The organism is Larkinella fluvii, assembly GCF_051857545.1.
In the GTDB taxonomy this organism is placed as follows: domain Bacteria; phylum Bacteroidota; class Bacteroidia; order Cytophagales; family Spirosomataceae; genus Larkinella.
In genome coordinates this window covers 309,078-334,545 of record NZ_JBPZHB010000001.1, presented here as the reverse complement: position 1 = coordinate 334,545, position 25,468 = coordinate 309,078, and the positions used below count along the sequence as shown (strand labels likewise).

The following is a 25,468-nucleotide window of genomic DNA, read 5'->3' as shown; positions in this document are numbered from 1 at the left end:
TCTTTCCCTTGCCTGATTTGTGATTTCCACCGGAACCCAGCCGATCAACCCGTCCAACCTAACTCCGTACACGTTGTTTACCATCTGCCAACGGGAGTAGCTACGTTCGATCTTAACTGGGCTCAGGGGGATACTTTCTCACCGACCGGATCCTTATTCCTGCTAAAAGGCTACCGAAACGGTTCAAAAGATTTTAGGTATTCAGCACCCCAGGACCTTGGAACGAAATTATCTGCTCATCTGTAGTGAGTTGGCCAATGAGAATATGACCGAATAATAAGTTAGCATAACCAACTGATATCGAGGAGCGTTCTATACCCTAAGACCTGCCTGGTAAACGTGTACCAGCCAGCTTACACTTGTGGTACAGATTGTGGAAGAGAAGATAAACCGGAAACCGAAAATACTCATTGTTGATGACGATGCAACGTACCGCCAGCTCCTAACGCTTCACCTATCCAAGGCAGGTTACGAGGTCTTTCTGGCCAGGGATGGATACGAAGCCTTGAATTGGCTTCGACCGGAACAGCAACCCGACTTGATTTTGCTGGATCTGCTAATGCCCCGTTTTAGTGGTGTAGATGTTCTGACGAAACTAAAGACGTCAACCAGCAAGACGCCAGTTATCTTAATCTCAGGTGCCGAATGGCCGATTGCCCGCCAGGGGGCCAATGAATCTTCCCCTGATGCGTTTCTGATGAAGCCATTTGCCATGAAGTCATTATTGGAAAAAATAGAATCCTTGTTATCTCCCGCATCCCAGGCAGACCCTGTTTGATATGGCCTGAACGGACCGGTAGCGGCATTCTTGATCAGACTTTGCCGGCCGGGTGCTATCAGAGAAAACCATCCACTTTTCACAAAACATCTTCGTACAACAGCCTTGAATTCAGCGGTTGGACAGGCCGGGCATTGTGATCATAATGTGCTTTAAACTGATCAATTTGTGCACTTGAAACCTCAATCGGTGTTTTTACAATAAAAAACATTACCCCTTGTGAACAAGGCGGAGTGGTCAGTGACCCCATGTAGGTGTAGTAGCGTTTATCGGAGGGCAGTAGGCTATTCAGGTCAATAGAGGTAGTTATACTCACCTCCGTTTCTTTTTGTTTTGGCCAATTACTCAACACGGATTCGAAGAGCGAATTAGTAACTCCTTTTTTAAGAAAAAAACCCACTACCAGTAGCGCCCCGGAGGAGGGGTCCTGATGCACCAGATGTAGTTCCATATCGCTGGCTACGCCATCAAGCAAGTGTTCGCTGTGGTAATGCAAATGAAACTGCTTGAAGTCATACGTTTTTTTATTGTAAACAACTCGATTGGTACCGTTATTATTGACTTGAAGCGTATGACCATTGTCTATTATTTTAATTGGAAAAGCGCTGTAGTTAAAATCCAGATTGGGCAGATCCACTTTAATGGTGCTATTCGTTTGAATATCCACCGGCGATTGAATCGGGCCTGCGCATTCCGAAAATCCCTGTGTTTGCCAATCAGGGTGTTCGTAATTCCAATGGATAACATCGGGCTTTACGATATCTTCGGTTTTAGAACACGATCCTACAGCGATCGCCAGCATAATAATAAATACTTTGATAATGGAAAACTGATTCATAAGCTCTTAAGGGTTAAAAGATTAGGAAGTTCACTTAAGAGAAAATGCAACAATTATTATGCCTATACGCCCGAAGTAGTGACTACGTTAGCAAAATGAGCCAATTGATTTTTTACCGTCTATGTGCACCGGGTAAAAAACTGACACTAATTAACCCCATCGAAAAAACGCCCACGTCGGCAAATGACCGCAGCACCTGAGCGTGTTCAGCAAAGCGTGTCAAGTTGGTAGATTGGGCCCGTTTTCTGGGAGGAGGTTACATTGAATCAGGGTGCTTTTTTTGTGGATTGACGAATTGGGAAAAAAGAACAAGCCCAAAATTCGTTACGCTTTAATCAGGTGCTGGTCATACCCGGCGGCAACCAGGTCTTCATAGGCATCCCAAACGTCTTGTGGTATCTCCTGCGGAATCTGAAATCCCTTCTGAGGATATTCCCTGATTCGTTGTAAATCCCCCACCATGATGTGGATCACCTGCTCCGCCGACAGCTCGGGATTCGAGTACGTTTCCAGGTATTCCTCGTAGGAAGCCTGCGGGGACGTAACGCGCACCTGTTTTTGGGGCCAAACCTTCCGAAACGTAGCGTAGCTCCGGCGTTCCATGTACGGTTTTTGAACCAGCAGAAAATGAGTGGGGTCGAGGTTGCGCTCTGCAAGCCGTTGTTGGGTAAACAGGACATTCTCCCCGGTATTGGTGGATTGGTTTTCAATCAGCATGGCCTCATCCGGAACACCCATGTTCCGGGCAATTTCGGCAAACTGATCCGCTTCGGGTTCGGTCCACAGGTTTCGGGTAATCACGCCCAGGCCACCGGAAAAGATCAGGAGCGGGGCCCAGCCGTCCAGCCAAAGCTGCGCCCCCCGTTCTGCGACCCGTTTATCGTAGCTACAAAGAACGAAAATGGCGTCGGCAGGCTGGAGAGGCTGGTTAAGCCGGTGGTAATCCCATAATCTTTTAGCCAGACGATGAATGGATGCAGGAACTTGATTCATAAAAAGGATTTATTGTGTCCAGGTCTCTTTAGATGAACGGGACAATTTACAAGCAGAATACCAAACTTCGTTTCAGGGCTTGATACCGAGCATTAAATTGGCCGATCCCGTCGAGGTGGTGGGGAGCTTTCCATCCCATTTTTCAATCCACTGCTGCTGAATCAGCATGGGCGTCAAGGTACGCTGTTTCAGCGTGTTGGCTTCGGATTCGGCTTGCGCGTTGATCAGCCGGGCGCGGGCGGCTCCGGTTGCGCGGGTAATCGCAATTTCGGCCTGGGCCTTTTCCGACTCAATTTTGTTCCGAAGGGCCATGGCCGTTTGAACGGCGGTATTTTTGGCATCGATCGCAGCCTGAAGAGAAGGCGGTGGGGTGACTGCGGAAGTCAACCGTTCGTAAATAAAACCGTCTTCCTTGAGCGATTTACGCAACTCGGCTTCTACTTTCGCTTCGAAACGCGCCCGTTGCCCCACCAGGCTATCGGACTTAAACTCGTTGGTAGTCAGTCGGTAAGCATCGAATACCATGTTTCGAATAATGGTTTGCTCGAGTTGCGGCAACGGTCGGCGGTATTGCCGATAAATCTGGGGAACCTCCGCCGGATTGGGGTGGTACGTCAGCGTCGGGTCCACCGTGAAGGAAGCTCCATCATTGGTGTTCACGGTAAAAGATTGGTAATCGACCGTCTGGGTAAAGGTTGGGAATTCTTCGATTTTAGTCAGCCAGGGAATATACCACACAAAACCGGTCACCTCCGTAATGTCGCTCACGCCCCGATCCGACCCCGACATGTTAATCTTTAGCCCCACGTGCCCGGCATCGATCCGGGTGTAAAACCGGCCAATAAATGAGAAAAGGATCAGGAATACGACCACGGTTATACCGATGGTAACCAGACGTTTACGAGGGAGTGTTTCCATTGTCGTGTTTTCGATTTTTAAGAGGGAGTTTTGTAAAACCTTTTGTACCAACCACCAATAGAATCCAGGACGCGATTAGCAAAAAACCGGCGAAATTCAGGAACGAATTAGCCTGATTCAATAAGGCAAACGTTCCGTTCAGAATAAAGAACGTAGCAACCAGCACCAGCAAATAGCGGGTAATTGATCGAATATCCATTGCACATCAGGTTATGAGTTGAACACGGTTCGGACTTCTACGACCGATTGGGCCGTAATGTACCGATCGTTCAGATGACCGCGAGAATTGTTATGCAGGATACAGTTTTTGAATTACAAGCGGTTCTTTTTCAGGGTGAGATTCTGATCTATCGCGTTCAAATCCTGATGGTTACTGAATGTATGAGCGGAGTAATTTCTAATTTTTAACACCTTTGCCACTCTTTTTCACCGTCGACCAGGCGGTTTTTCTCAGTTGAGCGGCAAAATCGGCGGGAACCGATTCGGGAACGAATTTCAGGTCGACGGGTGATTCATTGAACAGAAAACCGTACCAGACCAGCGACCCCAAATAACAACCGGCGGTACTGGCGTGGTGTGAATCAAAACCCAGTTTGTTGTCTTTCCAGCCATAGCCCACGTGCAAAGAATGGTCCTGATTCGGCAAATTGGGCGCTTGCGGTTTAGCAAAATCATAGTCGGCGTCTTTCCGGTACGCCCACTTGGGATCTGAACTGATCCGCCAGAAGGCATCACCAACCGGAATGACGGACGCGCCCAGTTCGCGGGCGATGGTGTGGTAAGCCGCCCGTGATTTCTCCCACATTTCCTTTTCGCTCTGCGCCAGTTTTCCGGCGGCAATTTGCCCGAAACCGTCGGCATCGGAGCGATAGGCCCAGGTTTGATGAAACACGATTTTGGCCGAAGGCTGCAGCTTTCGAATGTAGTCGACCAGCTTTTTCGCGTACGGCTGGTAAGTGTCCACATCGCCCGACAGCATGGAATATTGTTGCAGCGTCACCACATCCCAGACGCCCTCCGCCAGCAGCATTTTCAGTGACTTGCCGTTATAGGCTTTTCCTTTCGGATCGTCCGGATTAGCCTCGGCGGCTTCCGCAATTTCCCAATGCCGTTGCAGCGAACAACCGCCTAATTCGGCCCGGCCCAGAGTCAACGCATGACCACCTTCTTCGCTTAGTTCCCGCAGGTATTTGGCCGCATTGCCCGAAAAACTGTTCCCGATGATGAACAGATGGAGCGGTTTTCCATTCTTTTTCGTGTCGGAAGACAACGCGGAGCCAGTTTGGGAAACGGCGACCCGACTGACGAAAAGCAGCAGAAAGAATACGAAGGCACGAACCCGGAATACGGCGGTATTGACAAGCATAACTGGCGGATTAAATAACCAAAAGCAAAGGTTCCGGTTCGCTTTACTCTCTTTGCAACCATCATTTATGCCATGAAAGCCCGCGGTCGGGCCAGCAAAGGCATTTTAAGAATAACAACCCTTATTTTCCGGGAAATAAATACTTGGTGACGATCACAAAAAAGGCGGTCACGTTAACCGTTGTAGAACCGATCAAGGCGATGGTGACGGCCTGCGGAATGTCCAGATAATGAAGCCCTTCGGCGATGATAATCCCCAGAATCACGACCAGCCAGAAAACCACCATCCAGAAAATCCATTGGGCGAATTTCTTCCGTTCCTGAATGTCTTGCGCCAGCCCTACCAGACGCGTCCGGCGTTCTTCCTTGTCATATTGCTCGAACTCGTTTTGGGAAAGTCCGCTGTTGAGCGGGTTGGCCGACGACGATTCGATCAGTTTCCGGAAGTTCTCTTTCGCCTTTTCGCTGCCTTCATTCTCCGACATCGCGTCTGATAATTTCGGTGAAATAGTCTTTAATCAAGTCGTTATCGATGGGTTCCTGCTCCAGTGTGCCATCCCCGTTGCGGCTAACCGACAGATACCAGGGTGATCCTTCGACGTGGGTCCAGTTGGAAAGCTGAATGGCGTTGTAATCTTTGGCAATGTCCCAGGCAAAATTGATGGAATCCTGCGCCTGCGGATCCAGTTCTTCGTCCCAGTCACTGGTCGGAATTGGGGTTGTAATCGGGTTATTTCCAAACCGTTTGAAGCGGGTATAGACGTCGGGAATCACGGGGCCATACGACCACGCCTGTACTTTTTCGGCAATCAGCGGTTTTTCGTGCCGGGCCAAATGCAGCCCGTGCGCCATGTAAATGAGCTTTTGCAGCTTCATCGGCGTCAGGGGACGGCCTTCGGCAACGCCCTTGTTTATAAACTGTCTGGCAATTAGCAATGCCGGGTACATAGATTCGTATTTATTGTTTACCTGGTAACCGGGTGCCGTTCATTTAATCGGCAAAGCAATCCTCATCTCCTGAAAATCAATTAGTAAAGATACAACGAAGCGGGTTAATTTCCATCCTTTTTTGGGGTGAATCAGTGCGGTTCGTCGTGTTCCAGAATTACTTTTTCCGCCAGTTTCCGCCCCCCTTTCATCTGCCGGGTCAGCGTATACGCACGACTCAGATAGGTGACAATATCGGTGCCATCGTCGCTCGGAAAATTCCCGCGCGAATGGTGCAGCGCATTGACAAACAGAACCGCCGTTACCTGATTGGGAAACGTCATCCAGACCGTGCGGACACCCTGGTATTGAGCCAGTTTCAGATACCACCACCCGTCGTGGTACTGGATGGCCCCGTCCGCGATCGTACCGGCATAAGTTCCCAGCCGGTGCGTCAGCAGCGTGTCTTTCCAGGCGGTGGTCAGCACGCTCTGGTCGGTAGTCGACAGAACCGTGGCAAACAATTTACCGGCTTCGGTGGGTGTCATATACCAGCCATACGCCCCAACCGTGTTGGTAAAATTTCCGGGGTTCCAGCCCGTTATGCCCGTCTTCAGGTAGGAGTACGTATACGTCGGATCACCGGTCGGATGGTTGGCCAGGATGTTGGTGAGACCAACTTTTTCAAACACATTTTTCTGGACGTAATCAATATACCGCTGCTGCGTTTGCAGATCGTCGGTGCCATCGTCGCCGGTAAATGAATAACCTAAAATGCCGGGAATTAGGACCCGAAACAAACCGAAGTTAGCGTTCTGGTAACAATAATTCCCCCGGTTGGCGGTTTTGACGCCCTGCTGCACGAGTTGTTTAAATCCCGACCAGATGTTTTCGGAAAAAGCCCCATTGACGCAATTGTTGCCCAACCCAATGATGCCACTGCGGTGCGTCATCAAATCCCGGAACGTAATCTGATCGATATGCTCGCCTTTCGGCCAGGACGGCGGCAGATAGGGGGCAATTTTATCGGTGGTTTTCAGTCCTTTCTCCGCGGCCAGGTGCAGAAAAGCCATCGTCGTGATGGTTTTGCTCATGCTGGCGATGTGCGTTTTGGTATCGAGTGTAAACGCTTTCTCCCCTTCCGACTCCGTGGTTCGGGACTTCAAGCCGCCACGGCCCGACGCCCGCACTTCACCTTTTTCCAGAATCACAAAACCGTAACCAATTTGTTTGGTTTTCAGTGAGTCATCGAGGGCTTTTGCAAACGTTTCAAACCAGGTCAGGGGTTTGTCCGGTGTAACGTCCTGATCGCCTTTCCGACAACCCGTTACCAGCAGACCCAGCAGCCCTAACCAACAGAAGCCTTTCATCCCATGTGTCATTCCGGTTCGTAGTAAAATCGATTGTTGAGCAAATCCGGTGTCAAAAATAACAGCATTGCGCGAACACTTCATTTTCAGAACGGGGTTTCGTGCTATCTTTGCAAATTCTACTGAAATACCATACCCTCTATGTTCCTCGCCGTCGACGCAGGCAATTCCGATACCGTCTTTGGTTTATACGATCAGCAGCAATGGCGACACGTCTGGCGGACGCGTTCGTTGCTCGAAGAACCCATGGCTTTTCACCTCAGTGACCGACCATTTGGCGATACGGATGCCGTTCCGGCTGAGCGCGACCGGTATGAACGACTGCTGCGTTTGTGGTTTCTGGAAGCCAATATTCCGCTTAGTACAATTCAGTCGATTGTCATTAGCAGCGTGGTGCCGGAACTTACCCCAACGCTGAAAACCACACTCGCCCGGCTTTTTGGCCTGGAACCGGTGGTGGTTGGCCCGGCGATCTACCACGCCTTGCCACTCCAGATTCTGCGGCCCTACGCCATCGGAACCGATCTGGTGGCCAACGCGCTGGCCGCTCACTTGCGTTACAAACAGAATTGTGTCGTCGTCGATTTCGGAACGGCGCTAACCTTCACGACGGTTTCGGCGGCCGGTCAAATGCTCGGCGTCGCCATTGCACCGGGGCTAAAAACCGCCGTGCGTTCGCTGTTTTCCACCACGGCGCAGTTGCCCGAAGTGCCGCTGGTGTTGCCCGAATCGGCCCTGGGCACCAGCACCGCCCACGCCATTCAGGCAGGTGTGGTCCTGGGCTACGAAGGCCTGGTCCGGTCGCTCCTCAACCGCATCCGGGCCGAACTAAACGGCGATTGTATTGCCATTGCCACGGGAGGCATGGCCACCGCCATACCGACTTTAGAGGCTGATTTTGTGGCTATTGTTCCGAATTTGACCCTGGACGGCATTCGGGAAGTGGGTTTGCGGGTTTAGTCCACCTCCGGATCGGCGTCGGAATTCGAGCCTTTTTTTCGTTTCTTCAATGCTTCATTGAGGATATACTCGATCTGCCCGTTCACACTGCGAAACTCTTCCTGCGCCCAGCGCTCGAGTTCCTTCAGCGTTTCGGGATTGATCCGTAACACAAATGCTTTTTTCTCCGCAGCCATTCTTTAGTGATGAATTAAGAGTTAAGAGTTAAGAGTTGGCTGTTGCAAGCAGAAAACAAGTGCGTCAGCCAACTCTTAACTCTTAACTCATCACTCTTAATTGTAAAGGGTTCCGGCGTTGACGACTGGGCTGACGGATTTTTCTCCGCACAGGACAACAAGTAAGTTGCTGACCATGGCGGCTTTCCGTTCTTCGTCCAGGTGTACAACCCCTTTTTCGGCCAGTCGCGCCAGGGCCATTTCAACCATGCCGACGGCTCCTTCCACAATCTGCTTCCGGGCCGATACGACCGCCGTAGCCTGCTGGCGTTGCAACATCGCTCCGGCAATTTCGGGCGCATAAGCCAGGTGGCTAATCCGGGCTTCAAGCACATCGACACCGGCCCGTTCCAGCCGTTCGTTCAGCTCCCGTTCCAGCAGGATGTTGATCTGGCCGGTGCTGTCGCGGAGCGTAACCGGTGCGTCTTCGTCTTCCATACTATCATACGAACAGGTACTGGCCAGGTGCCGGACAGCCGCTTCCGACTGAATCTGCACAAACAGCGTGTAATCATCCACTTCAAACAAGGCTTTGGCGCTGTCGGCCACCTGCCACACGACAACCGCGGCAATTTCGATGGGATTTCCCATTTTATCGTTCACTTTCAGCGTTTGGCCGTTCAGGTTGCGGGCGCGCAGGCTGATTTTTTTCTTGCTGTACAGCGGATTGACCCACCGAAGGCCGGTTTGTTTCATCGTTCCGGTGTAATCACCAAAAAACGTGGTGACAACGGCTTCTTTCGGATTGATCACGGCGAGTCCGCTCATCAGAACCATGGAAACAAAGAAGGAAAGACCACCAAGCCAAAACGCGCGTAAAAAAAATCCGTAGGCCGAGACGCCCAGCAGAATTAGGGCTATGAGCAGCAGAACATAGCCGGAAAGGGAAGTAAGGTTCTTTTCATTCATGGCAGTTTGTGATAGTATTTTGATATCACAATAGTAGCAATTATTTTGATTCTCAGCCAACGAATTTCGGATGTGCGGTAAATTTTTACGGGGAATGCGTTCTGAACCCGGATAAAGTAATCCGTTCGAATCGGTTCAATCCGCTGAATCCGTGTTCCAATCCCCTATATTTGCAAATCTTTTTTATTTCAAGATGATACTGAGCGAACAGGAGATAAACCGGCGCAACAAGCGCGAGGAACTGATGCGGATGGGCATTGACCCGTATCCTGCCGAATTATTCGAAGTCAACGTCACGGCGGCCGACATCCACAAAAACTACGAACGCAACAAAACCGACTATAAAAGCATTGCCATTGCCGGCCGATTGATGGGTTTCCGCATCATGGGTTCGGCTTCCTTCGCGGAGTTGCAGGACGCCACGGGCCGGATACAGTTGTATTTCCGGCGCGACGACCTCTGCCCCGACGACGACAAAACACTTTACAATACGGTTTTCAAAAAATTGCTGGACATCGGCGACATCATCGGCGTGCAAGGGTACGTGTTTACGACCCAAACCGGTGAGATCTCCATCCACGTAACGGCGTTCAAACTATTGACCAAATCGCTGCGGCCTTTGCCGGTAGTAAAAGAAGTCGTTGACGAACAGGGAAATAAGCAGACGTATGACGCATTCTCGGACCCGGAACAACGCTACCGGCAGCGGTACGTCGATCTGATTGTGAACCCCGAAGTTCGAAATGCCTTCGTTCAGCGGACGCAACTGGTCAATTCGATCCGGACGTTTCTGAGCAACCACGGCTATCTGGAAGTGGAAACCCCGATTCTGCAGCCCATTCACGGGGGCGCAGCGGCCCGACCTTTCCGAACGCACCACAATACGCTCGACATGACGCTGTATTTGCGGATTGCCAACGAGCTGTATCTGAAGCGGTTGATCGTGGGTGGGTACGACGGTGTGTTCGAGTTTGCGAAAGATTTCCGCAACGAAGGCATGAGCCGGTTTCACAACCCGGAGTTCACGCAGGTCGAGTTGTATGTCGCCTATAAAGACTACAACTGGATGATGGATCTGATCGAAGAGATGGTCGAGAAGATTGCGCTGGATCTCCACGGAAAAACCGAATTGCCGGTGGGCGACAAACTCATCAATTTCCAGCGCCCCTGGAAGCGGTTCACCATGTTTGAAGCCATTCAGGAATACACCGGCGTCGATGTGTCGGCGATGGGCGAAGACGAACTGCGGGCTGTGGCCGAAGGCCGGGGCATCAAAACCGACAGCACGATGGGCAAATCGAAGCTTATCGATGAGCTGTTCGGTGAGGCCGTGGAAGGCAACCTGATTCAGCCCACGTTCATCACGGATTACCCGGTCGAAATGTCGCCCCTGACCAAAAAACACCGGAGCAAACCGGGTCTGGTGGAACGGTTTGAAGCCATTTGCAACGGAAAAGAAATTGCCAACGCCTATTCGGAGCTGAACGATCCGCTCGACCAGCGCGCCCGGTTTGAGGAGCAACTAGAACTGGCGAAACGGGGCGATGAGGAAGCAATGGCGATGGACGAAGATTTTCTGCGTGCGCTCGAATACGGCATGCCCCCCACGGCGGGCGTCGGTTTGGGCATCGACCGGCTGGCCATGATCATGACCAACCAGCCGTCGATTCAGGATGTGTTGTTTTTCCCGCAAATGCGTCCCGAGAAAAAAATTGAGCTGTCGACCGACGCCGATTACGAACAGTTGGGCATTCCGGCGGGCTGGATTCCGGCCTTGCAGAAGATGGGTTTTCAGCACGTGAGTCAGTTGAATGGTGCCAATGCCAACAAGATTTTCAACGATCTGGGCGGAATGCGGAAAAAACTAAAACTGGACGTGACGATGCCGACGCTGGATCAGGTGAAAAGCTGGACGGGCCAATGATCCAAAACCGCCGATGATCGATTCCGCCACCCTCAAGCAAACGCTTTTTGACCATTGCCGCCAGTACGTAGAGCAGCGCATCGAAACGGCCAAAACCGCGATGGAAGCCGCACAGTCGGCCGCCAACGAGGAGTCGAAAAGCAGCGCGGGCGATAAATACGAAACCGGTCGGGCGATGGCGCAGATCGAGCGCGACCGCCACGCCCAGCAACTGGCCGAAGCCCGGAAACTGGAGCAGGAACTGGCGCGCATCGACGCGGGCAAAATCCATTCCATCGTTCAGCCGGGCAGTCTGGTGATGACGAGTCAGGGGAATTATTTCATCGCCATCAGCGCCGGAAAAATGACCGTGGACCAAACCGATTACTTCGCGGTTTCGGCCGCTTCGCCCATTGGCGTCCGACTGAATCACGCAAAAGCCGGCGACGAAGTGGTTTTCAACGGCAAGCCGATTCGGGTTGTTGCGGTAAGATGAAAGTGCGTAGACAAGAGATTGCACAGACAAGAGAATAAAGACTAAAATTATTACCCATCATCTTGTCTATATTCTCTTGTCTATGCTTTCACATCTCTCTTAAAACAACAAAAACCCCGGTCATACGACCGGGGTTTTTATGTTTGCAAAGGAGTGGTTTCTCAATAGGCTCCTTCAATTTTTTTAACTTTCACAGCATTAAGGCCTTTTTTCCCTTCGATTACTTCGAAAGAGACCCGGTCTGTTTCCCGAATAGTGGTACCATTCAGGCCAGTAATGTGTACGAAAATGTCACGGTTCGTATCATCTTCGACGATGAACCCGTAGCCTTTGCTCTCGTTGAAAAATTTGACAACACCTGTTTGCATAAAACTTAAAAAATTAAAAATAAAACATTACTGACTGGAGTATTCTTAACAAAAGTCTTCAAACAGGTTCCAGGTTAACACACGAAATGGGCGATACGGATGGAACACACCGTCTATGCATTGACTTTGTTGAATAGCAAAAAAAACTTAACTTTTATAAGACAACGCCTTAGTAAACACAAAGTAACAAAATTTGTTACGAATTTTTAAACAATTTTTTTCGATTTTAATTGCCTTATTTAAAGAGATAATTGTACGAAATGAGCTTACCGCTAAATAAGTAGCACAAACAATTCGTTACTGGAATTGTTGATGCAGTTGGTTCCGCGTATCTTTGGTAAACGAAGCAAGCTACGGAACGGGTTTAACAGGTACCCTTTTCTATTTCCAGCGAAGCACTGATTATCAGGAGCGTTACTACTATGAATAAACTCAGGTATTTCGTCGAAAGTCAGGCATTTGGCGTTTGCACCAAACTAGGTGAGAAGATGAACATCTCGGCTAGTAGCATTCGTCTCTATTTTATCTACACCTCGTGTCTCACGCTGGGTTCGCCCGTTGTGTTATATCTGATTATGGCTTTCTGGATGGAAATGAGCAAACACCTCCGGCGGCATAATCACCCGACTATCTGGGAATTATAATAAGCAGAAAAAAGAGGCTGGAAGAAAGAAAAGCGATCCCCCCCTGTCTTATTCATTGGTATTCCTTCCCTCCCAACAGCTCCCGAAAGGTTTTCCGGCCTTTTATGAAATACTGCCAGATGATGCTGTGCGGATATATCTGCGGGTGGGTAATCCGGTTCTTACGCAGATCGGCCAGCGCGTTCCGTTGTTTCCGAAGGTAGGGCAACCAACTGTAAAAAGTGAAGTGAGCCTGCAAAATCGCCAGCGTATCCCGCCAGTTTCCAGCCACCAAAAGCCTTACCCCGGATATCCCGTCTAAGACCAACCGGATCAGGATGTTGAGAAAGACGTGACCCGTCGGCAAATTCTTGTAAAGCATCGCCAGGCTGTTGCGGTAATTCAGGAAGGTCTTGCGCGGATTGGATTTGTGAAGGGTTCCGCCCCCGACGTGATACACCGTGGATTCGGGGCAATACCAAATCTGGTAACCGGCATTTTTGGCCCGCCAGCACCAGTCGATCTCTTCCATGTGGGCAAAAAACCGGGGATCAAACCCGCCCAAACGCAGAAAAACATCCGACCGGACGAGCAGGCACGCCCCCGTTGCCCAGAAAATTTCACGCGCATCGTCATACTGCTGCTGGTCTTCTTCGACCGTATCGAACACGCGGCCCCGGCAAAACGGATACCCCAGGTAATCGATGTAGCCCCCGGCAGCACCCGCATATTCAAACAAATGCGGTTTTTTGAAGGCGCGGATTTTGGGCTGACAGGCCGCAATCCGGGGATTGGCTTTCATTCGTTGCACGAGCGGTGCCAGCCAGCCCGGACTGACTTCCACGTCGGAATTGAGCAAAAGAAGATAGGTGGCGTCGATCTGCGTCAACGCCACGTTATAACCGCCCGCGTAACCGAAATTGGCCGCCAAACGAATCAGGTGGACAGACGGAAATTTCCCCTCCAGCAGTGCCAGCGAATCGTCGGTAGAATGATTGTCGGCAACGTAAACCGGGCAACCTTCCGAGTGCGTCAGAACGGAAGGTAAAAACTGCTCAAGAAAGGATTTTCCGTTGTAATTCAGAATCACGATGGCAACCTCGTCCATTCCTTACGACATCAGGTTGCCCAGGTCGAAACCGGGAATATTGGGCAACAACCCCTCGGTTGCTTTCTGAAGATGAGCCTTGATTTTCGGTTCCACGTTTTCGAGTGCCTTGTTGGTGGCGGCCACAACCAGATCCTGCAACATCTCCCGGTCGTCGGGACGAATCAAATCCTGGTCAATGTTCAGCCGCACAATTTGTTTCAGCCCGTTAACGGTCACACGGACCATTCCGGCACCTGATTCTCCCGATTCGGTAATGGTATTCAGGCTGGCCTGCGCTTCTTTCATACGGGCCTGAAATTCCTTTACCTTGCCGAACATATCCATCATATTGAACATAACTTACAAAAAAAGAAGTGAGAGACTAGACAAGAGAAAACCAACAACACAATGGGATTGTCTAAACAAAGGTAGCAAGGAATGAACAGTCTGCCCTGCTTTCCACATTCTTTTGTCTTTCTTCTGTGGTTTACCGAATCAGTAACACCTGACCGGTCTTTTCTGTTTTCAAACCGTTTTGATCGGTTGTACTGACCCGATAGGCATAGGTGCCGGCCGGAGCAGCCTGACCACTGATTTTCCCATCCCATCCTTCGCGGCTTTCGGAACGAAATACGACCTCCCCCCAGCGGTTGTAGACCGTTAGCTGAATCGACGCCAGATACGTACTGCCTTTTACTTCCAGCAGATCATTGACACCATCGTCGTTGGGCGTAAACGCATCGGGAACAAACACCCGGGAAGCCTGCACGAAGGTGTAGAAATTGGAATAACTGATGGAACCGGATTTGGAAACCGCCTTGACCCGAAACCGGAAACGCTGGCTATCCGGCTCGTTGGCAGGGCGGTAGGAGGTTTGCAGACCAACGGCCACTTCTTCCCAAACCACCCCGCTGTCGTCAATTTTTTCGATTACATAGCGGTCGATTGCTTCGTCCGCAAACGGCGAATCGGACGTCCAGTCGATGGTGGAAGCGGAATGGGAGTTCAGGAAAATCGTGCAGACCATTTTGGAGGGTTCCGACGATACTCCGCAGGCATTCTGATACACCAACTGGTAGCAGTACGACTGCTGCTGGGGCTGCACTCCGCCATCCTGGTGAATGTTCCGGTCGACTTCCTCGCCGGTTTGCACGAACGAACCGCCCGGATTGTCCCGGCGAAAAACGATCATTTTATAGCTCGGACTCTGCGAAGTCGGAACGGGCGGCAAACCCCGCAAATCGACCCGGTTATCACCATTGACCGATACCTGCACCGTTGAAAAAGCGGGTGGTATGGCCGACGAGCGAACGGTTACGCATTTCCGGTCGGAGATGATTTCGGTCGTGCCCACCAGCGCCGTTACCTGATAGCAGTATTCTTCGTTGCAATTCAGCCCTTCCGAATCCGTGACGGAACTGGTGCCGACGCTGGTGAACGTGCGGAAAACATCATCGTTTTTGGAAACGGTATATTTCTGAAAATTGGCCGGGCTTCCGGGAACTGTCCAGACTACGGCATTCTGCTGATCTTTCGCTTCTACCTCCAGCCCAATGCTGCACACTTCGTCCGACGCCACAGTGTTGCCGCAGCCATCCTGCGATACCACTTTGAAACAGGTCGGATGGCTGGTTACGTTGGTAATGCTGACCGAACCACTGCCGGTTCGGGTGGTGGTGGTGTTCTCGAACGTACCCGATGCGTTTTTTTTCTGGATGACAACCACCTGATTGGCCGCCACCTGAATTTGCAGGGCAACCGTGGTCCCGGTGGTTTTCAGACTGGATACGGTGGGTTGCATAATGGTGCCGCCGGGTGTTACCGACTGTTGGGTCATGCCCCCGCACGAAATGTCCCGGTAATTGCCCTGCACGTTGATCGTCCGGGTTGCCTGCGACGAATAGGTGTGAATAAGCCCGGAAATGGCGGTTTTCTGAACGGTTTGCCGAGGACTTCCATCCCCCCAGTCAATGATAAATTCGTCGTATTGGCTGGCCACCGCATCGTTGACGATATCGACCAGCACCCGGCGGTCGGAACAGGTAAAAGCCCGAAAATTGGGCGGTGTGGCATCTAGAACCTCTATTTCCTGACAGGCCACGGAGCCGGTTCCGACACTGCCCAACTGCAATATTTTATACTTTCCCGGTTTCGTAAAGGTGTAGGTCGTGGCGGCAACGCCGGATTTGGTGGCAACGGGATCGCCACCTTTGTAGTCGTATACGTAAAGAAAAATGTTATCCGGAATTCCGGTGGTATTACTCACCGTCACGGTCATGGGAGCGCACCCTTTCTTCGCTGACACATTAAAACTACCTTTCCCCGCATTGGTCGGGGGCGTTACACACCAGTCGATTGTTTGAGCAAACGTATGTAAACTCAGAACAAAACAGGCTCCCAGCAGGAAAAACCGGACCTGATGCCGGACCACTCCTACCAAACCGGCTGACCATTTCCTGACTGCTCTCACAAGGGTAAAGTTTTTTTCGTAACTACAGGTGCTATTTCAGATAAAAACGCGCAAAACACAAATTTAGCGTATCGAACGTATCTTTGTGGAACAATGTTCTAAAAGACGTGAGAATAAAGAAGTGAGACAAGAGACTAAAACCCTTAAATGGGCTCTTACTCCTTGTCTATAATCTCTTGTCTCACTTTTATTTTCTCAAGTCATTTCACTTTATGATGAGCAATAATAATACCAATCCCGGGAGTCTGCTGGATCGGATTGAAGACGCGATTCAGGATATTCGCGATGGAAAAATCATTATCGTCGTGGATGATGAAGACCGGGAAAATGAGGGCGACATGATCTGCGCTGCGGAGAAAATCACGCCCGAAATGGTCAATTTCATGGTCAAGGAAGGCCGGGGCCTGATGTGTGCTCCGCTAACCGAAGCACGCTGTCAGGAACTGGGCCTGGAAATGATGGTGGGCAACAACACCTCCGTTCATACGACGCCGTTTACGGTATCCGTCGATTTGCTGGGCAATGGCTGCACCACGGGCATCTCGGCCAGCGACCGCGCCAAAACGATCCGTGCGCTGGTCGATCCGGAAACCAAACCGGAAGATCTGGGCCGTCCGGGGCACATTTTTCCGCTGCGGGCCGTCGATGGGGGCGTTATCCGCCGGGCGGGGCATACCGAAGCCGCCATTGATTTCGCCCAACTCGCGGGTCTGCAACCGGCGGGCGTGCTGATCGAGGTGCTGAACGAAGACGGCACCATGGCGCGGCTTCCTGAACTGCGGACGATGGCCGACAAATTCGGTATGAGGCTGGTCAGTATTCAGGATTTGATCGAATACCGGCTGCAACAGGAAAGCCTGATCAAACGCGAAATTGGGGTGAACATGCCCACAACGTACGGCGATTTCGAACTGATTGCCTACAAACAACTCAACACCGACGACACACACCTGGCCCTGATCAAAGGCACCTGGGAGAAAAACGAACCCGTGCTGGTGCGCGTCCACTCGTCCTGTGTGACGGGCGATATCTTTGGCTCGTGCCGCTGCGATTGCGGGGAACAACTCCATGCCGCCATGAAAATGGTGGAACAGGAAGGCAAAGGCGTGGTGCTTTATATGTTTCAGGAAGGACGCGGCATTGGACTGATGAACAAACTGAAAGCGTATAAACTACAGGAAATGGGCCGCGATACCGTCGAAGCCAACCTGGAATTGGGCCTGCCGATGGATGCCCGGGACTATGGCGTGGGTGCGCAAATTCTGCGGGATTTGGGCATCACCAAGCTCCGCCTGATTTCCAATAATCCCAAAAAACGGGCGGGGCTGATGGGCTATGGTCTCGAAATTGTCGAAACCGTCCCCATCAATATACGTCCCAACCCGCATAACGAAGTGTATTTACGAACCAAGCGGGACAAAATGGGTCACGAACTCAGTCATTTTACCGATCAGGTCGGTTAACAATCCCCATCGTTTAGTGTAGCCCGTCAGTCATGACGGGCTTTTTTTTGCCCTTTTTTATCGGACACGCAACCCTTTCCCAGTCGCTGTCGTACTGCCATCGAATCGATTCGACAGGTACCATTTCTAATTCTAATCTTTCTATCTATTTGCTATGAAATCAAGATGGATTGCGACCCCTGTGGCCGCCCTGTTGCTTATTGTCGGTTCGCTCACCCAGTCCTGTGACAACGATTCGGAGGAGGCCACGCCAACGCCCCCGGAACCCGCCATTAACCTGACCAGCACCTCACTGGGCAACGTGATGACCGACGAAACCGGCCGGACGCTTTATTTCTTTTCCAACGACTACGACAGCACCGGCGCGTCGACCTGCACCGGCGGCTGTTTGACCAACTGGCCGGTGTTTTACCGCGCAACTCCCAAACTGGCTTCGGGCCTGACCGCCACCGATTTCGGTACCCTTACCCGGGCCGACGGCGCGAAACAGACCACCTACAAAGGATGGCCGCTCTACTACTTCAAAGATGACGCAAAAGCGGGCGATGTGAAAGGCGAAAACGTGAGCAACATCTGGTTTGTTGCCAAACCGAATTACTCCATCATGATCGCCAACGCCCAGTTGGTGGGCCACAATGGCAAATCGTATACGTCTGATTACAAGGAAGGCACCGGAAAAACGATTTATTTTACCGACGGCATGGGTCGAACGCTGTACGGTTTCAGAAACGACAAAAACATGAAGAACAACTTCACCAAATCCGACTTCAGCAACAATGCCGTCTGGCCTTTGTATGAAGAAACGCTGAAAGAAGTGCCTTCTACGATCGATAAAACGCTGTTTGGCAGCATTACGGTTTTCGGACGCCAGCAATTGACGTTCAAAGGCTGGCCCTTGTACTATTTTCAGCAGGACAACGGAAAGCGCGGTTTGAACAAAGGCATCAGTTTTCCACAACCCGGCGTGTGGCCCATCATCAATAAAGACACCCCGGTTGCTCCGGCGCCCTGATCGGTCATTTGCGGTCTTCGGTGAGTCAGTTCTCGCTTTTTTTGTATCTTGTTCTGTCCTGCCAATCTATGTGAAATGAGAACTGCTCACTGAAGACCGCCACTATTTTGCCCGATCGACGCAACCCATTTGCGCTGATCAGCGTATTGACGATTGAAAACCGACGTATGACCGTTCCCTCCCCAGATATCGCCGGACTCTTGAAGGAATGCCAGCAAGGCAATCGCAGAAGCCAGGAGCAGCTTTACCGGCAGTTCTATGGGTATGCGATGGGAATTTGTGTGCGGTATTCATATAGCCGGGACGAGGCTGTGGAGATTTTGAACGATGGCTTTATGAAAGTATTTACCCGCTCGGATCAATACCGGCCCGAAGTACCTTTCAAGATGTGGTTGCGCCGGATCATGATCAATACCGCTCTTGATTATTACCGGCTGAATCTGAAACACCGGTACCACGAAGACATTGATCAGGCGGGTCAATTACCAGACGTCGAAGCCAGCGCCCTCGACCAACTGAGCTATGAGGAATTGATGGAAGTCGTCCAGTTGCTGACGCCGGCCTACCGAATGGTTTTTAATTTATACGCCATTGATGGCTACACCCACGAGGAGATTGCCGGCCAGTTGAATATCTCGATGGGTACGTCCAAATCAAATCTGGCGCGTGCCCGTGAACAATTGAAACAATTATTAAAACGTAGATGCCATGGCGAGTTTGCAAGAACTTCCCGATGACGAACTGGATAAGCTCTTCCGGTCGTCAGCCGAGGAGTTTGAACCGCCTTACAATCCTGACGACTGGAACAGCCTGCGCCAACGTCTTGACGAAGACGACCGGTCGCGGTTTCTCTACCGGTTTATTTATTGGGGCCTGCCGCTGCTATTGCTGTTGCTGACCACGGTTTCACTGGTGGTGCAGCCGGACGACGTGCGACCACCCGCGTCAAAAACTACAATCCGGACGGAGTCGGTTTCAGCAACTGAACCCGGACGCCCCTCGGTGCCAGCCACTGACGCAGTAAATCCGGCAACGGCTGGTGATAAAACGCTATCTGAAAAACCGGCTGAAAAAATCGCTTCGGCCCGGGCGGAGTCTACGCCGGAAACCGGTGCGGGTTCCACGGTGAGGCCATCCGTTTCGGAAGTGTCCGGCAGCAAGGCAATTGAAACTTCATCTCTGAAGCCCACGAATGAAAACCGTTCTGTTCTGAAAAACCGGCCGCAGAAAACGGCCCGCGTAGTACGGAAACGATCTGGAGCAACGGTCTCGGGTAACCCAACGAACCCTGATGGGGCAGTTTCGACGCTTTCCGAAGACGAAAGCAAGAAGTTGACCCGCACCCGTTCACCCAAAACCGCCGGCTATGCCGCCGTTCCGTCCAGGTTAAAAAGTCGCCAAACCCAACCGGTTTCTGACTTGAATAGGCCGGTCTATTCGGCAGTCGTTCCCGGTGAATCGTTTTTGGCTCAGCCAACAGAAACCAGGGCACCGGTTTTGGAAAGCGAGCCGCTCGATTGGTTGGAGAACCTGGCCTACATCACAGCCCGGACACCGGCAAAACCGGTTTTGCCGTCGCTGCCGGAACTGGATCTTGAACCCGTTCGGCCACCGGTTGGGCCCAGAGTCGTTGCCCCGGCGGTTCCGGTCATCGGGTATCCCGCGCTATCGGTTCGGTTCGTTGCTGCTCCTGATCTGAATTTTGTGGGAAAAAGCCGTCAGGGAGCCAGGGATTTTCAAATGGGCATAATGGCCGAATACCGCTTTTTACGACGGTTTACAATCCAAAGTGGTGTCCTGCGATCCGTCAAAAAATACACGGCGTCGGCGTCTGATTATACCATGCCTGATACGATCTCCAAACACTGGTATGGCCCTAAGTATGAAAGCGTCGGTGCAGCTTGTACAGTTCTCGACATTCCGGTCAATCTTCGATTCGATGTGTTGTTGAACAACCGCCGACGGTGGTTTGTCAACGCCGGTGTATCCTCGTACATTATGCAAAAAGAAACGTACGTATACAATTACCCGCCTGGCAGCAAACCGTCAACTCAACAGAAGTACAAGGGATGGAGCGGCCAGACCGGTTTTCACCGATTTAGCCATTTGAATGTTTCCGTTGGCTACGAACGCAACTTCCGTTCCGACGGTCTGCTGCGCCGGTTTTCCTGGCAGGTTGAACCTTTCCTGAAAAGCCCGCTGTCCAAACTGGGCTACGGTAAAATCCGGTTGACGAGTACCGGCGTATTTTTCTCGTTGCGCTACCGGCTTTGATCAACACTTTTTGCGGTTGCCAAATCGTTAGTCGTAAATACTGTATGTACATTAATTAACAACCTACTCATTAATTTATGGAGACCAACCAACAAGAACCGATCAAACGAAGTGAGTTCCTTCGGAGCCTGGGATTGAGCAGTGCGGCATTGATGGCATTTTACTGCATGGGAACGCTGACTTCCTGTTCAAAAGGTTCTGACGATCCGGATCCAACGCCCACCCCCACCGGTAAAGTCGATTTTACGATTGACCTCAACAGCAGTACGTATGCGGATTTGAAGGATGCCACCAAGAAGTTTGTGTATAAAGACGATGTTCTGATTGCCCAGATCAAGACGGGTGACTACATTGCCCTCTCAAAAATCTGTACACACGAGGGAAATCTGGTTACATACCGTCCCACCGTTGATAATTTTTATTGCCCCAACCACGGTTCAGTGTTCGACACCACGGGTAAAGTTACCGTTCCGGCCGTAGCCAACCAGGCCAATCTGAAAAAGTATAGCACGACCCTGACCGGCACCAGTTTGCGCGTATTTGAAGCCTAATATATGAAGCATCTGTTGATTGTTTGCCTGCTTACCATTCTCTATTGCCCACTTTGGGCCCAGGACTCGACGCGCGTAAAAACGCCGGCTGATACCAGCATTAAACCGACCGACGCCAACGACCTGCTGGCAGAGTTGGGCGACAGTACAGCGGATGCACAGGAGTTGTTACCCAAAAAGATGGTTTTTACACAGCGGGCGTTTTGGGGGCCGAAGGGACTGCTTCGGCTTACCAACATCGCTCCGCTGTCGCCCCAGGGCCGTGAGAAAGAGTTGAAAATCCGCCGGGCGTTTCTGGTAAGTCATCAGGTTCTGGGGTTTGTCACGCTGGCGGGGTTTGTGGCCCAGGGCATTCTGGGTTCGAAACTCTACAACGCCAAAGGACTGGATTATTCCCGGATCAAGGAGCAGCACGAAACGATGGCTACGGTCATCAACTTTTCCTATGGCACCACGGCTTTGCTGTCGCTCACCTCGCCACCGGGTTTGCCTACCGCCAGCCGGAAACGTGGATTCAGTTCGATCAAGTTGCACCGCGCCCTGGCCGTTGTGCACCTGACGGGCATGGTGGCCACCAACATCCTGGCTCGTAAAGTAAGCAGCAATGCCGACCTAAAGCCCTACCACCGGGCGGCCGCCTACACCACGTTTGGAGCGTATGCGGCCGCTATCATCGCCATCAAACTCAAGTAAGTTCACTCATTTCACGCCGGATTACTACGATGACTGCTTTTTCATACCAAAAGCTGACGGGTTGGGTATTGCTCGTCAGCGCCGGACTGGTGGCGTTTCACCAACCGGACCATGCGCCTGCACCAGCCAAACGGAAGCTGATGGCCGACCGAACCAAATCGACGATTACCTACGCCATGTCGCACCCCATGCACAGTTTTGAAGGCGTCAGCCGCGATGTGGCCTGCGTGATGGTGATCGACGACGCCAACAAGATCGAGAGCGTAGCGGCTGCCACCAAAGTGTCCAGCTTCGACAGCGATAACACCAACCGCGACTCCCACGCGCTGGAAAAAATGGAAGCGTTGAAATACCCCAAAGTGACCTTCACCAGCAATGATGTACAGCAACAGGGGTCCAATCTGACCGTTAAAGGCAATCTGACTTTCCACGGCGTCACCAAACCGGTCGTTATTCTGGGAACCCGGCAAGATGACAATGCGCAGGTGACCATCAAAGGAGAATTCGACATCAATTTGTCCGATTACAAAGTGGAAAAACCGTCTCTGATGATGGTCCCGGTCGATGAAAAGGTCAAATTAAAACTGTTGATGGTTTTTAAAGGTACGGATTCGTGAAGCTGCGGTTCCGCTGGAAGGTTGCTTTTTTATCCCGTAGGGATAAATGGCCCCGTTCCTGGAAATCAGTCAGAGGGCCTGGAATTCTATTGAAGTTTTAAGTTCATGACGACTTTATTGATTCCAGACACCGGTGATTGCGGTTTTTCGGACGTATTCCGCAAAATCAGTAGGTTTCCGACCCAGCGCCCGCTCGACGCCATCGGCCAGACTGGCATTCCGCCCGTCCAGCACTTCGGTGAATAAATAGGTCAGCAGCGTCACAAACGCTTCCGGTATACCGTATTCCCTGAGCATGGCCGCATACGCGCTCATCGAAATGGACTCATACTGAATGGATTGGCCCGTTGTCCGGGCAATTTCTCCAACTGCTTCTTCAAACGTCAGCAACCGGGGGCCGGTCAGTTCGTAGAGTTGGCCGGTATGTTCATTTTCCGTCAGAGCAGCAACGGCCGCTTCTGCAATATCGTCCACATCGATGAACGGTTCAGCTATCTGACCAACCGGGAGGGTGACATACCCCGCCAGGATCGGCTCCAACAGGTAGCTTTCACTAAAGTTCTGGTTGAACCAACTGGCCCGCAGAATCGTCCAGTCAACTCCGGCGTTCATTACAATTTGCTCACAGGCTTCGGCTTCCGGTTCACCACGCCCCGACAACAACACGAGTTTCCGAACGCCGGTTTCCACGGCCGTTTCGACAAACGATTGAATGCTGGCAACCGCCCCCGGAACAGCCAGATCGGGCTGAAATGTGATGTAAACTGCATCGACGCCCTGAAGAACCGGCCCCCAAGTGGCTTCATCCAGCCAGTCGAAGGCGGGGGTCGCCGAGCGCGACCCGATGCGAACCGGCCAGCCGCATTCCGTTAATCTTTGGACAACCCGGCTGCCGGTCTTGCCTGTACCTCCCAGTACCAGCGTTTTCTGCGCTGGATTTTCAATGCCTTTGCTCATCATTTTGGTCTTTTTTTCGACAAAGCTAGGGCGACTGTCCAGCAAAAAATAGAACAAAACCGACAGCGGGCTAGTGAATCAACTGGGGGAAGTTTTCGACTAATTCGAACGACCGCTTTTGGAATTGATTGGGCGAAAAACCGGAAAATTCCTTGAAGGACCGGATAAAATGCGATTGGTCGGCATATAAATTATCGAAGGCGATGTCTGAGAGCCGATTGAAGGCATCGGCCCGAAATTGGCTAAGAGAAGCCTGAAACCGGCAAACCCGGGAAAAAAATTTTGGCGAAATCCCCACTTGCTGGTTGAACTTTCGTTCGAAGCTCCGTTCCGAGAGGTGGGCCGTTTTTTGTAGTTCTTTCAGTGAAACTGTTCCTTTCGACTGGATGATCCGGGCCACGGCATACGGAATCAAGGCATCCGGACGAGCCGTATTCCGGTTGATCTGGTCAACCAAATAGGCCGACAACCGCTCGATTTTACCCACCGCTGAACGGATCGCAACCAGTTGTTCCATCAAAGAAACGCCCTGCTCTTCGGCCCACGCATTCAGATCCAGGCAGGTGTCGGTAAACTCGCTGGCATTGAGCCCGAAAATGGAGTTCAGCGCATCGGGACGGAAATAAACGCCGATCATCCGCACGTTGCCGACCGAATACAGCTCGATGGTATTGACGGTTTGGCCGTAGACAAAAATACCGGGCAACTTCTGCTGCATCGGACCGTAAAAAGCGCCCCGGTCGGGTTCCTGAAACAGCAGACCCGGACAGCCGTCGGCCAGCGGCAGGAAAGTTTTTGGAGCCAGGTCGGTATCGCTGCTTTCCAGAATCCAGAAGTACCGGACGTAGTCTTTGAGGCAGGCTGGCGGCTGGATTCGTTCGAACTTCATGTACCGGTTTCAGATTTATACGCCGTGGTGATAGAGTAAAAACAGAAAAAGGCACAGCCACAGCACATCCACAAAATGCCAGAACAGCGTAAACAACCTGATTTTTAGCAGGTTGGGCGGATTAACGCTGTAGACAAAGGCTTCGACATACGGGATTCGGCGCATTGCTTCGGCAAACGCAATGGACAGAAAAATTAAGCCCACCACAATGTGTAGCAGATGCAGCCCGGACAACACAAAAAGGAAGCTGCCGGACGGGGTAGTTTGCAGATAAACACCCTTCAGCATCAACTCCCGCCAACCCAGCACCTGCAGCACCACGAACAGGGTACCCAGAAAAAGCGTCGTACCCAGATACAGCCGGTATTGGGTAAACCGCTCGTGTCGAAAAGCGCCGTTGGCAATGTGCAACGTCAGACTACTGGCCAGAATAACACCCGTGCTGGCCAGAAAAACCGTTGGCAAGGGAACATCACGCCAGTCGGAACTGACTTTGCGGGCGATGTAAGCCAGCAGCAGGACGGTGAAACTGAAAACACTGGCGGCAATGCATAGCCACAGCATGAAGCGCTTGGGCTCCCGGCGACGCGTCATAAAGTTATTCTGGCGACGGGTTTCCATCGAGCGACACCACCACGGTTTTAAGGTTTGTCTGCCAAACGCAAACCGGCCAAAAATGGTTTGGCGCGTTTGGCAGTTCGTAAAAATACAACACGATTCGGGATGGATAAAGTCCTTTACCATCCAATTTAAAGCATGTTACTACACTGCCATTAAATCGCTTACCAA

General features: G+C 51.5%; 29 protein-coding genes. 12 read left to right on the top strand and 17 right to left on the bottom strand.

Features of this window, described 5'->3' with window-relative positions; translation table 11 throughout:
- Window positions 1-361 precede the first annotated feature (361 nt).
- On the top strand, window positions 362-778 hold the full coding sequence (locus ACS5NO_RS01510) for a response regulator (protein WP_150876927.1): 417 nt from the start codon (window positions 362-364) through the stop codon (window positions 776-778).
- Between the two features lie 79 nt (window positions 779-857).
- On the opposite strand, the gene ACS5NO_RS01505 is transcribed toward ACS5NO_RS01510, so the two are convergent.
- From ACS5NO_RS01505 to ACS5NO_RS01470, 8 genes are all read right to left on the bottom strand, one after another.
- Window positions 858-1,616 (bottom strand): carbonic anhydrase, encoded by a 759-nt coding sequence (locus ACS5NO_RS01505; protein ID WP_439413522.1) that lies wholly within the window; start codon window positions 1,614-1,616, stop codon window positions 858-860.
- Between the two features lie 324 nt (window positions 1,617-1,940).
- Window positions 1,941-2,609, bottom strand: a complete 669-nt coding sequence (locus ACS5NO_RS01500; protein ID WP_439413521.1) for a YdcF family protein — start codon at window positions 2,607-2,609, stop codon at window positions 1,941-1,943.
- A 72-nt stretch (window positions 2,610-2,681) separates the two neighbouring features.
- Window positions 2,682-3,527: a prohibitin family protein gene (locus tag ACS5NO_RS01495; RefSeq protein WP_439413520.1), complete on the bottom strand. Its 846-nt coding sequence runs from the start codon at window positions 3,525-3,527 to the stop codon at window positions 2,682-2,684.
- Complete coding sequence (locus ACS5NO_RS01490; RefSeq protein ID WP_439413519.1) at window positions 3,508-3,726, bottom strand: hypothetical protein; 219 nt, start codon at window positions 3,724-3,726, stop codon at window positions 3,508-3,510. The genes ACS5NO_RS01495 and ACS5NO_RS01490 overlap by 20 nt, the downstream gene beginning before the upstream one ends.
- Before the next feature lie 198 nt (window positions 3,727-3,924).
- On the bottom strand, window positions 3,925-4,893 hold the full coding sequence (locus ACS5NO_RS01485; protein WP_439413518.1) for a DUF4886 domain-containing protein: 969 nt from the start codon (window positions 4,891-4,893) through the stop codon (window positions 3,925-3,927).
- A gap of 121 nt (window positions 4,894-5,014) precedes the next feature.
- On the bottom strand, window positions 5,015-5,377 hold the full coding sequence (locus ACS5NO_RS01480; protein WP_439413517.1) for a hypothetical protein: 363 nt from the start codon (window positions 5,375-5,377) through the stop codon (window positions 5,015-5,017).
- Entirely contained in the window at window positions 5,364-5,840 is a 477-nt protein-coding gene (locus ACS5NO_RS01475) for a Panacea domain-containing protein (RefSeq protein WP_150876933.1), read from the bottom strand. Before ACS5NO_RS01475 ends, ACS5NO_RS01480 begins: the two co-directional genes overlap by 14 nt.
- 131 nt (window positions 5,841-5,971) lie before the next feature.
- Window positions 5,972-7,189, bottom strand: coding sequence for a serine hydrolase domain-containing protein (locus ACS5NO_RS01470; protein ID WP_439413516.1), 1,218 nt, complete (start codon window positions 7,187-7,189; stop codon window positions 5,972-5,974).
- Between the two features lie 141 nt (window positions 7,190-7,330).
- Here ACS5NO_RS01470 and ACS5NO_RS01465 point away from each other — a divergent pair, with 141 nt between their 5' ends.
- Entirely contained in the window at window positions 7,331-8,149 is an 819-nt protein-coding gene (locus tag ACS5NO_RS01465; protein WP_439413515.1) for a type III pantothenate kinase, read from the top strand.
- On the opposite strand, the gene ACS5NO_RS01460 is transcribed toward ACS5NO_RS01465, so the two are convergent.
- Together ACS5NO_RS01460 and ACS5NO_RS01455 are read right to left on the bottom strand one after the other, a co-directional pair.
- On the bottom strand, window positions 8,146-8,325 hold the full coding sequence (locus tag ACS5NO_RS01460) for a type II toxin-antitoxin system antitoxin (RefSeq protein WP_439413514.1): 180 nt from the start codon (window positions 8,323-8,325) through the stop codon (window positions 8,146-8,148). The genes ACS5NO_RS01465 and ACS5NO_RS01460 overlap by 4 nt on opposite strands.
- 96 nt (window positions 8,326-8,421) lie before the next feature.
- The gene (locus tag ACS5NO_RS01455) at window positions 8,422-9,273 is read right to left on the bottom strand and encodes an SPFH domain-containing protein (protein WP_138994422.1); all 852 of its coding nucleotides are present in this window, start codon (window positions 9,271-9,273) and stop codon (window positions 8,422-8,424) included.
- 193 nt (window positions 9,274-9,466) lie between these two features.
- On the opposite strand from ACS5NO_RS01455, the gene lysS reads away from it, so the two are divergent.
- The gene (gene lysS / locus ACS5NO_RS01450) at window positions 9,467-11,197 is read left to right on the top strand and encodes a lysine--tRNA ligase (RefSeq protein WP_138994423.1); all 1,731 of its coding nucleotides are present in this window, start codon (window positions 9,467-9,469) and stop codon (window positions 11,195-11,197) included.
- A 13-nt stretch (window positions 11,198-11,210) separates the two neighbouring features.
- A complete protein-coding gene (locus tag ACS5NO_RS01445) occupies window positions 11,211-11,672 on the top strand; it encodes a 3-oxoacyl-ACP synthase (RefSeq protein ID WP_439413513.1) in 462 nt (153 codons plus the stop codon).
- Between the two features lie 161 nt (window positions 11,673-11,833).
- On the opposite strand, the gene ACS5NO_RS01440 is transcribed toward ACS5NO_RS01445, so the two are convergent.
- Window positions 11,834-12,040, bottom strand: coding sequence for a cold-shock protein (locus ACS5NO_RS01440; protein ID WP_114410025.1), 207 nt, complete (start codon window positions 12,038-12,040; stop codon window positions 11,834-11,836).
- A gap of 422 nt (window positions 12,041-12,462) precedes the next feature.
- Here ACS5NO_RS01440 and ACS5NO_RS01435 point away from each other — a divergent pair, with 422 nt between their 5' ends.
- Window positions 12,463-12,684 carry a PspC domain-containing protein gene (locus ACS5NO_RS01435; protein WP_138994425.1) on the top strand — a complete coding sequence of 74 codons (222 nt, stop codon included), beginning with the start codon at window positions 12,463-12,465 and terminating at the stop codon, window positions 12,682-12,684.
- 52 nt (window positions 12,685-12,736) lie between these two features.
- Here the strand turns inward: ACS5NO_RS01435 and ACS5NO_RS01430 are convergent, their stop codons facing one another.
- The 3 genes from ACS5NO_RS01430 to ACS5NO_RS01420 all read right to left on the bottom strand — a co-directional run bounded on the left by ACS5NO_RS01430 (window position 12,737) and on the right by ACS5NO_RS01420 (window position 16,223).
- Window positions 12,737-13,771, bottom strand: coding sequence for a glycosyltransferase family 2 protein (locus ACS5NO_RS01430; protein ID WP_439413512.1), 1,035 nt, complete (start codon window positions 13,769-13,771; stop codon window positions 12,737-12,739).
- Between the two features lie 3 nt (window positions 13,772-13,774).
- Complete coding sequence (locus ACS5NO_RS01425; RefSeq protein WP_114410022.1) at window positions 13,775-14,110, bottom strand: YbaB/EbfC family nucleoid-associated protein; 336 nt, start codon at window positions 14,108-14,110, stop codon at window positions 13,775-13,777.
- 130 nt (window positions 14,111-14,240) lie between these two features.
- Entirely contained in the window at window positions 14,241-16,223 is a 1,983-nt protein-coding gene (locus ACS5NO_RS01420) for a T9SS type B sorting domain-containing protein (RefSeq protein ID WP_439413511.1), read from the bottom strand.
- Window positions 16,224-16,438: 215 nt separating this feature from the next.
- Here ACS5NO_RS01420 and ACS5NO_RS01415 point away from each other — a divergent pair, with 215 nt between their 5' ends.
- The 7 genes from ACS5NO_RS01415 (at window position 16,439) to ACS5NO_RS01385 (ending at window position 22,833) form a co-directional block, all read left to right on the top strand.
- Window positions 16,439-17,686: a bifunctional 3,4-dihydroxy-2-butanone-4-phosphate synthase/GTP cyclohydrolase II gene (locus ACS5NO_RS01415; protein WP_439413969.1), complete on the top strand. Its 1,248-nt coding sequence runs from the start codon at window positions 16,439-16,441 to the stop codon at window positions 17,684-17,686.
- Between the two features lie 154 nt (window positions 17,687-17,840).
- On the top strand, window positions 17,841-18,698 hold the full coding sequence (locus ACS5NO_RS01410) for a COG4315 family predicted lipoprotein (protein ID WP_439413510.1): 858 nt from the start codon (window positions 17,841-17,843) through the stop codon (window positions 18,696-18,698).
- Between the two features lie 167 nt (window positions 18,699-18,865).
- Window positions 18,866-19,435, top strand: a complete 570-nt coding sequence (locus tag ACS5NO_RS01405) for an RNA polymerase sigma factor (RefSeq protein ID WP_439413509.1) — start codon at window positions 18,866-18,868, stop codon at window positions 19,433-19,435.
- Window positions 19,407-20,972, top strand: coding sequence for a porin family protein (locus ACS5NO_RS01400; protein ID WP_439413508.1), 1,566 nt, complete (start codon window positions 19,407-19,409; stop codon window positions 20,970-20,972). The genes ACS5NO_RS01405 and ACS5NO_RS01400 overlap by 29 nt, the downstream gene beginning before the upstream one ends.
- A gap of 77 nt (window positions 20,973-21,049) precedes the next feature.
- Window positions 21,050-21,523, top strand: a complete 474-nt coding sequence (locus tag ACS5NO_RS01395) for a QcrA and Rieske domain-containing protein (protein WP_439413507.1) — start codon at window positions 21,050-21,052, stop codon at window positions 21,521-21,523.
- 3 nt (window positions 21,524-21,526) lie between these two features.
- Window positions 21,527-22,216 (top strand): hypothetical protein, encoded by a 690-nt coding sequence (locus ACS5NO_RS01390; RefSeq protein WP_439413506.1) that lies wholly within the window; start codon window positions 21,527-21,529, stop codon window positions 22,214-22,216.
- 29 nt (window positions 22,217-22,245) lie between these two features.
- Window positions 22,246-22,833 (top strand): YceI family protein, encoded by a 588-nt coding sequence (locus tag ACS5NO_RS01385; protein ID WP_439413505.1) that lies wholly within the window; start codon window positions 22,246-22,248, stop codon window positions 22,831-22,833.
- 114 nt (window positions 22,834-22,947) lie between these two features.
- On the opposite strand, the gene ACS5NO_RS01380 is transcribed toward ACS5NO_RS01385, so the two are convergent.
- The 3 genes from ACS5NO_RS01380 to ACS5NO_RS01370 form a co-directional block, all read right to left on the bottom strand.
- The gene (locus ACS5NO_RS01380) at window positions 22,948-23,790 is read right to left on the bottom strand and encodes an SDR family oxidoreductase (protein WP_439413504.1); all 843 of its coding nucleotides are present in this window, start codon (window positions 23,788-23,790) and stop codon (window positions 22,948-22,950) included.
- Window positions 23,791-23,860: 70 nt separating this feature from the next.
- Window positions 23,861-24,679 (bottom strand): DUF6597 domain-containing transcriptional factor, encoded by an 819-nt coding sequence (locus tag ACS5NO_RS01375; RefSeq protein ID WP_439413503.1) that lies wholly within the window; start codon window positions 24,677-24,679, stop codon window positions 23,861-23,863.
- A gap of 15 nt (window positions 24,680-24,694) precedes the next feature.
- Window positions 24,695-25,423, bottom strand: coding sequence for a cytochrome c oxidase subunit 3 (locus tag ACS5NO_RS01370; protein ID WP_439413502.1), 729 nt, complete (start codon window positions 25,421-25,423; stop codon window positions 24,695-24,697).
- Window positions 25,424-25,468 lie beyond the last annotated feature (45 nt).

What these genes read in the sequence shown, in the direction of transcription:
- ACS5NO_RS01505 (WP_439413522.1), bottom strand. Translation starts at nt 1,616, where the DNA reads ATGAATCAGTTTTCCATTATCAAAGTATTTATTATTATGCTGGCGATC.
- ACS5NO_RS01375 (WP_439413503.1), bottom strand. Translation starts at nt 24,679, where the DNA reads ATGAAGTTCGAACGAATCCAGCCGCCAGCCTGCCTCAAAGACTACGTC.
- ACS5NO_RS01390 (WP_439413506.1), top strand. Translation starts at nt 21,527, where the DNA reads ATGAAGCATCTGTTGATTGTTTGCCTGCTTACCATTCTCTATTGCCCA.
- ACS5NO_RS01495 (WP_439413520.1), bottom strand. Translation starts at nt 3,527, where the DNA reads ATGGAAACACTCCCTCGTAAACGTCTGGTTACCATCGGTATAACCGTG.
- ACS5NO_RS01415 (WP_439413969.1), top strand. Translation starts at nt 16,439, where the DNA reads ATGAGCAATAATAATACCAATCCCGGGAGTCTGCTGGATCGGATTGAA.
- lysS (WP_138994423.1), top strand. Translation starts at nt 9,467, where the DNA reads ATGATACTGAGCGAACAGGAGATAAACCGGCGCAACAAGCGCGAGGAA.
- ACS5NO_RS01500 (WP_439413521.1), bottom strand. Translation starts at nt 2,609, where the DNA reads ATGAATCAAGTTCCTGCATCCATTCATCGTCTGGCTAAAAGATTATGG.
- ACS5NO_RS01440 (WP_114410025.1), bottom strand. Translation starts at nt 12,040, where the DNA reads ATGCAAACAGGTGTTGTCAAATTTTTCAACGAGAGCAAAGGCTACGGG.
- ACS5NO_RS01460 (WP_439413514.1), bottom strand. Translation starts at nt 8,325, where the DNA reads ATGGCTGCGGAGAAAAAAGCATTTGTGTTACGGATCAATCCCGAAACG.
- ACS5NO_RS01405 (WP_439413509.1), top strand. Translation starts at nt 18,866, where the DNA reads ATGACCGTTCCCTCCCCAGATATCGCCGGACTCTTGAAGGAATGCCAG.
- ACS5NO_RS01480 (WP_439413517.1), bottom strand. Translation starts at nt 5,377, where the DNA reads ATGTCGGAGAATGAAGGCAGCGAAAAGGCGAAAGAGAACTTCCGGAAA.
- ACS5NO_RS01400 (WP_439413508.1), top strand. Translation starts at nt 19,407, where the DNA reads ATGGCGAGTTTGCAAGAACTTCCCGATGACGAACTGGATAAGCTCTTC.
- ACS5NO_RS01490 (WP_439413519.1), bottom strand. Translation starts at nt 3,726, where the DNA reads ATGGATATTCGATCAATTACCCGCTATTTGCTGGTGCTGGTTGCTACG.
- ACS5NO_RS01485 (WP_439413518.1), bottom strand. Translation starts at nt 4,893, where the DNA reads ATGCTTGTCAATACCGCCGTATTCCGGGTTCGTGCCTTCGTATTCTTT.
- ACS5NO_RS01410 (WP_439413510.1), top strand. Translation starts at nt 17,841, where the DNA reads ATGAAATCAAGATGGATTGCGACCCCTGTGGCCGCCCTGTTGCTTATT.
- ACS5NO_RS01380 (WP_439413504.1), bottom strand. Translation starts at nt 23,790, where the DNA reads ATGAGCAAAGGCATTGAAAATCCAGCGCAGAAAACGCTGGTACTGGGA.
- ACS5NO_RS01430 (WP_439413512.1), bottom strand. Translation starts at nt 13,771, where the DNA reads ATGGACGAGGTTGCCATCGTGATTCTGAATTACAACGGAAAATCCTTT.
- ACS5NO_RS01395 (WP_439413507.1), top strand. Translation starts at nt 21,050, where the DNA reads ATGGAGACCAACCAACAAGAACCGATCAAACGAAGTGAGTTCCTTCGG.
- ACS5NO_RS01470 (WP_439413516.1), bottom strand. Translation starts at nt 7,189, where the DNA reads ATGAAAGGCTTCTGTTGGTTAGGGCTGCTGGGTCTGCTGGTAACGGGT.
- ACS5NO_RS01475 (WP_150876933.1), bottom strand. Translation starts at nt 5,840, where the DNA reads ATGTACCCGGCATTGCTAATTGCCAGACAGTTTATAAACAAGGGCGTT.
- ACS5NO_RS01455 (WP_138994422.1), bottom strand. Translation starts at nt 9,273, where the DNA reads ATGAATGAAAAGAACCTTACTTCCCTTTCCGGCTATGTTCTGCTGCTC.
- ACS5NO_RS01435 (WP_138994425.1), top strand. Translation starts at nt 12,463, where the DNA reads ATGAATAAACTCAGGTATTTCGTCGAAAGTCAGGCATTTGGCGTTTGC.
- ACS5NO_RS01445 (WP_439413513.1), top strand. Translation starts at nt 11,211, where the DNA reads ATGATCGATTCCGCCACCCTCAAGCAAACGCTTTTTGACCATTGCCGC.
- ACS5NO_RS01385 (WP_439413505.1), top strand. Translation starts at nt 22,246, where the DNA reads ATGACTGCTTTTTCATACCAAAAGCTGACGGGTTGGGTATTGCTCGTC.
- ACS5NO_RS01370 (WP_439413502.1), bottom strand. Translation starts at nt 25,423, where the DNA reads ATGGTAAAGGACTTTATCCATCCCGAATCGTGTTGTATTTTTACGAAC.
- ACS5NO_RS01465 (WP_439413515.1), top strand. Translation starts at nt 7,331, where the DNA reads ATGTTCCTCGCCGTCGACGCAGGCAATTCCGATACCGTCTTTGGTTTA.
- ACS5NO_RS01425 (WP_114410022.1), bottom strand. Translation starts at nt 14,110, where the DNA reads ATGTTCAATATGATGGATATGTTCGGCAAGGTAAAGGAATTTCAGGCC.